Origin of the sequence: Thiohalophilus sp., from assembly GCF_031581315.1 — a bacterium.
Lineage (GTDB): Bacteria > Pseudomonadota > Gammaproteobacteria > UBA6429 > Thiohalophilaceae > Thiohalophilus.
In genome coordinates, this window is record NZ_JAVLAZ010000009.1 from 16,940 (window position 1) to 21,726 (window position 4,787).

General features: G+C 56.8%; 2 protein-coding genes. One reads left to right on the forward strand and one right to left on the reverse strand.

Features of this window, described 5'->3' with window-relative positions:
* The coding region (gene pgi / locus RI563_RS02250; protein ID WP_310692719.1) for a glucose-6-phosphate isomerase at positions 1-1,655 on the reverse strand (1,655 nt) is incomplete at its 3' end.
* Between the two features lie 194 nt (positions 1,656-1,849).
* Here pgi and ppc point away from each other — a divergent pair.
* On the forward strand, positions 1,850-4,687 hold the full coding sequence (gene ppc, locus RI563_RS02255) for a phosphoenolpyruvate carboxylase (protein WP_310692720.1): 2,838 nt from the start codon (positions 1,850-1,852) through the stop codon (positions 4,685-4,687).
* Positions 4,688-4,787: the final 100 nt, after the last annotated feature.

The following is a 4,787-nucleotide window of genomic DNA, read 5'->3' on the forward strand; positions in this document are numbered from 1 at the left end:
GGACGCAATCCCTTGTAGTAGTTGATCAGGCCGTTGGTCGAGGCGTCGTGGCTGTCGATGAGGGCGCTGTCTTCCAGTTCGGGCAGGATTTTCGCCGCCAGTTGTTTGCCCAGTTCCACGCCCCATTGATCGAAGGAGTTGATGTTCCAGATCACGCCCTGCACGAACACCTTGTGTTCGTAGAGGGCGATCAGCCGTCCAAGGGTGCGGGGATCGAGGGTGCGGAACAAAATCGTATTGGTCGGTTTGTTGCCGGGAAACAGGCGATAGGGTAACAGCCGCTCGATCTCCACCTCATCCAGCCCCTGGGCCTGCATATCGGCGCGGGCTTCGGCTTCGGTCTTGCCGCGCATGAAAGCTTCGGTCTGGGCAAAGACGTTGGACATCAGGGTGCGATGATGATCGCGTATACAGTGCAGGCTGGTAATCGGCGCGATAATGTCCGCCGGGATCAGTTTGGTGCCCTGGTGCATCAGTTGATAAAACGCATGCTGGCCGGTGATCCCCAGCTGGCCGAACAGCACCGGGCCGGTCTCGTAATCGGTGATCGGGTTACCGTCACGATCCACGCTCTTGCCATTGCTTTCCATATCCATCTGGCGCAGATAATCAGGCAGGTACTTGAGGTGCTGGTCATACGGCAATACAGCGTAGGTCTGGGCACCCAGAAAGTTGTTGTACCAGATACCGAGCAAACCCAGGATCACAGGCATGTTCTGTTCCAGTGGTGCACTGCGAAAATGGCGATCCATATCGCAGGCGCCCTGCAGCAGGGCCTCGAAATGATCCATACCCACCGAAATGGCAATGCTCAGACCTACCGCCGACCACATGGAATAGCGACCACCGACCCAGTCCCACATGCGAAAAATATTGGACTCGGGAATGCCGAATTCCACGGCCGCCGGGACATTATCACTGACTGCGATAAAATGACGATCGATGGCGCACTCGTCCCCGGCAATCCGACGGAACCATTTGCGCGCGGTTTTGGCGTTGACCAGGGTATCCTGCGTGGTAAAGCTCTTGGAGACGATAATAAACAGGGTGGTTTCCGGCTTGATCGCCTCCAGCGTGTCAAGAATGTGATTCTCGTCGACATTGGAGACAAAATGCATGCGCAGATCGTGGATGGCATACGGGCGCAAAGCTTCGCAGGCCATCACCGGGCCCAGATCCGAGCCACCCACCCCGATATTCACCACGTCAGTGATCGGCTGGCCGGTATACCCGCGCCATTGACGGGAACGGATGGCGTTGCTGAGCTCGCGCATCTGCGCCAGCACCGCCTGGACCTGGGGCAGGACATCCTCCCCCTCGACCATGAGGGGCCCCGACTCGGGATCGCGCAGTGCCGTATGCAGCACGGCACGCTGCTCGGTGTGGTTGATTGCCTCGCCACTGAACATGCGCTCGATCCATGCCGGCAATTCGCACTGCCCGGCCAGTGCCAGCAATTGCTCCCGCGTCTCGTCAGTGATCCGGTTTTTGGAATAATCCAGCAGCAGATCATCCAGCGTCAGCGAAAAACGGGCGAAGCGCTGTGGATCGCTGTCGAACAGCTCGCGCATGTGGACCGATTCAATGGCTTCGGCGTGGCGTTGCAGGGCTTGCCAGGCTGGCAGGGCGGTACGGGATACGGGAGCAGAGTCCATTGGCATTCCTGTCATTAATCCGTCATAATTCATTAACTTACGGTGTTCATAGGAATACTAACACGCAGCACCGGCAAGGCAACCATTGTTACCACCCTTTTTGGATCACACAGAAAAAATTCCGTCAAGGGACACACTCCTCAGTTTGACGGCTATAATGTGCGGTCATTTTGCAACCGATACAAGCAGCGGATATGACGGCAGAAAAAACTTCCTCGCAAGACGGGACCCGTCAGACCGGCAAGCAGCCGGTGAACGACAAACCATTACGTTCCCGGGTTAAACTGTTTGGCAATATCCTCGGTCAGATCCTGCAGGAACATGCCGGGGAAAAGGTGTTCAACGCCGTGGAGACCCTGCGCAAGGGCCACATCAGCCTGCGCAAAGTGGACAACCCGAAAAAACGGCACAAGCTGGCCGAATATACTGCCACCCTGGATGCCGACACCCTGACCCACGTGGTGCGTGCCTTTGCCATCTATTTCAGCCTGGTCAATATTGCCGAGGAATCCTTCCAGCATCGCCTGCGCCGTCGCGACGCCGGCAAGACCGGTCCCACCTGGAAAGGCTCCTATCACGCTGTATTAAAGGAACTGGAAGGCGACGGGATCGAACCGGACCAGATCCAGACACTGCTGGATCGCCTGGCCTATATTCCGGTGTTTACCGCCCACCCGACCGAAGCCAAGCGCCGGACCATCCTCGAGGCGTTGCGCCGGATCTTCGTCATCAGTGAAGAGCTGGACGTTCCGGGCCTGACCCTCAACCAGCGCGAAGAGATTCACGAAAAGCTGCGCCGCCACATTCGCATTCTTTACAAGACCAATGAAGTGCGGGTGAACAAACCGCAGGTCCTCGACGAGGTCAAAAACGGGCTGTATTACTTCAAGGAATCCCTGTTCGACGCGGTGCCGGATACCTATCGCAACCTGGAAAAATCCCTTAACCATATTTATGGCACCGGCCACGGCGTCAAGGTGCCGAGCTTTATTCGCTTCGGTTCCTGGATTGGCGGCGATCGCGATGGGAATCCCTTCGTCAAACCGCAGACGACCGTCAAGGCAGTCAACATGATGGCCCGGGCGGCGGTGGAGGAATATTACGAACGGGTACGGGGCCTGACCCGTACCCTGACCCACTCCTCACAGCTGTTCGAGCCGAATGCGGCCTTCAACGACAGTCTGCAGCAGGACGAACAACGCTATCCACACATCTATGCCGATAACCCGGGTCGCTTCAAGCAGGAGCCCTATCGTCGCAAGCTGTTCATCATGCAAAAGCGTCTGCTGGCCACACTGGACAAGCTACAATCACGTATCGACGATGCCGAGTATGTCGGTCTGGGCTGCGGCTATGTCAACGAACATGAATTGCTGGCAGACCTCTATCTGATCCGCGATTCGCTCATCAGTCACGACGACGCGATCATCGCCGACGGAGAACTGCAAAACCTCATCCGCCTGGTGGAAACCTTCGGTTTCTTCCTGGCTCATCTGGATATTCGCCAGGAATCGACCGTACACACCGAAACCGTCAGCGAAGTCATTCGCCAGCTGGATGGCAGCGATTACACCTCACTGGACGAAGATGGCCGGCTGCACAAACTGGCCGAACTGATCCGCCAGGGTAGCGCACCGCAAATTGACCTCGATCCCATGTCGGAGATGAGCCGCGAGACCATCGAAGTCTTTCAGGTCATGGCCCGACTGCGCGAAGAAGTCAGCCCGCACGCCTTTGGTACCTATGTCATTTCCATGACCCACCAGGCCAGTCATGTGATGGAAGTGATGTTCCTCGGCTGGCTGGCCGGTCTGTCGGGTTACGAGAACGGAACGCCGTTTTGCCATATCCGCATCTCACCGCTATTCGAAACCGTCAATGATCTGGCCCATATCGAACCGGTGATGAACAAGCTGCTGGATCTCCAGACCTACACCGAATTGCTCAATGCCTCCGGCAATACCCAGGAAGTGATGCTGGGCTATTCCGATTCCTGCAAGGATGGCGGCATTCTGGCCTCCACCTGGAACCTGTATCAGGCGCAACAACAGATTACGGCCCTGACCCAGCAGCGCGGTATCAAGCTGCGTATGTTCCATGGACGCGGCGGGACCATGGGGCGTGGCGGCGGCCCGACTCATGATTCCATCCTGTCGCAGCCGACCGGGACTGTCCACGGCGAGATTAAATTCACCGAACAGGGTGAAGTGCTCTCCTATAAATACAGTAACCAGGAAACCGCCGTTTACGAGCTGACCATGGGTATCACCGGACTGCTCAAGGCGAGCCGCAACCTGATCGAACCCCCGCCGCCGGACAATCCAGAATACCTGGACATCATGGCAGAACTGGCCGCGACCGGCGAAAAACAGTATCGGGAGCTGACCGACAATACCCCCGGCTTCCTCGATTATTTCTACGAAGCCACCCCGGTATCGGAAATCGGGCTATTGAACATCGGCTCACGTCCCTCGCATCGCAAGAAAACCGATCGTTCAAAGGAATCGGTCCGCGCCATCGCCTGGGTTTTTGGATGGGCCCAGTCTCGCCATACTATCCCGGCCTGGTACGGTATAGGCACAGCACTGGAAAAATGGGTCGGACGCAGCCCGGAGAGACTGCAAAAACTCCAGGAGATGTATCAGAACTGGCCTTTCTTCAGCGCTCTGCTGAGCAACACCCAGATGTCCCTGTTCAAGGGCGACATGCATATCGCCCAGGACTATGCCAGCCTGTGCAAGGATCCGCATACCGCCAAAACTATTTATAACATGATCAACGGCGAATATAACCGCACCCGCCTGCGCGTCCTTGAAGCCGCCCGACTGCAGGAGCTGATGGCCGAAACACCCAACCTCGCCCTCTCCCTCAAGCGACGTAACCCCTACCTGGATCCCCTCAACCAGATCCAGCGCATCCTTATCGAACGTTTCCGTGATGAAACAATCAGCGAGGAAGACCGCAATCACTGGCTCAACCCGCTACTGCGCAGCATCAACGCCATCGCCGCGGGAATGCGCAACACCGGTTGAATCTGGAATGTACTGTTTCAACAGTGCATTCCATTTATCCGGAACAGTTAAATAAACGCGGAGGACGCAAAGGCGCGGAGACGCAGAGAATACAAAGTGA

Bases quoted from the DNA above. Each gene is read 5' to 3' on its own strand.
- ppc (WP_310692720.1), top strand. From the start codon at position 1,850: ATGACGGCAGAAAAAACTTCCTCGCAAGACGGGACCCGTCAGACCGGC.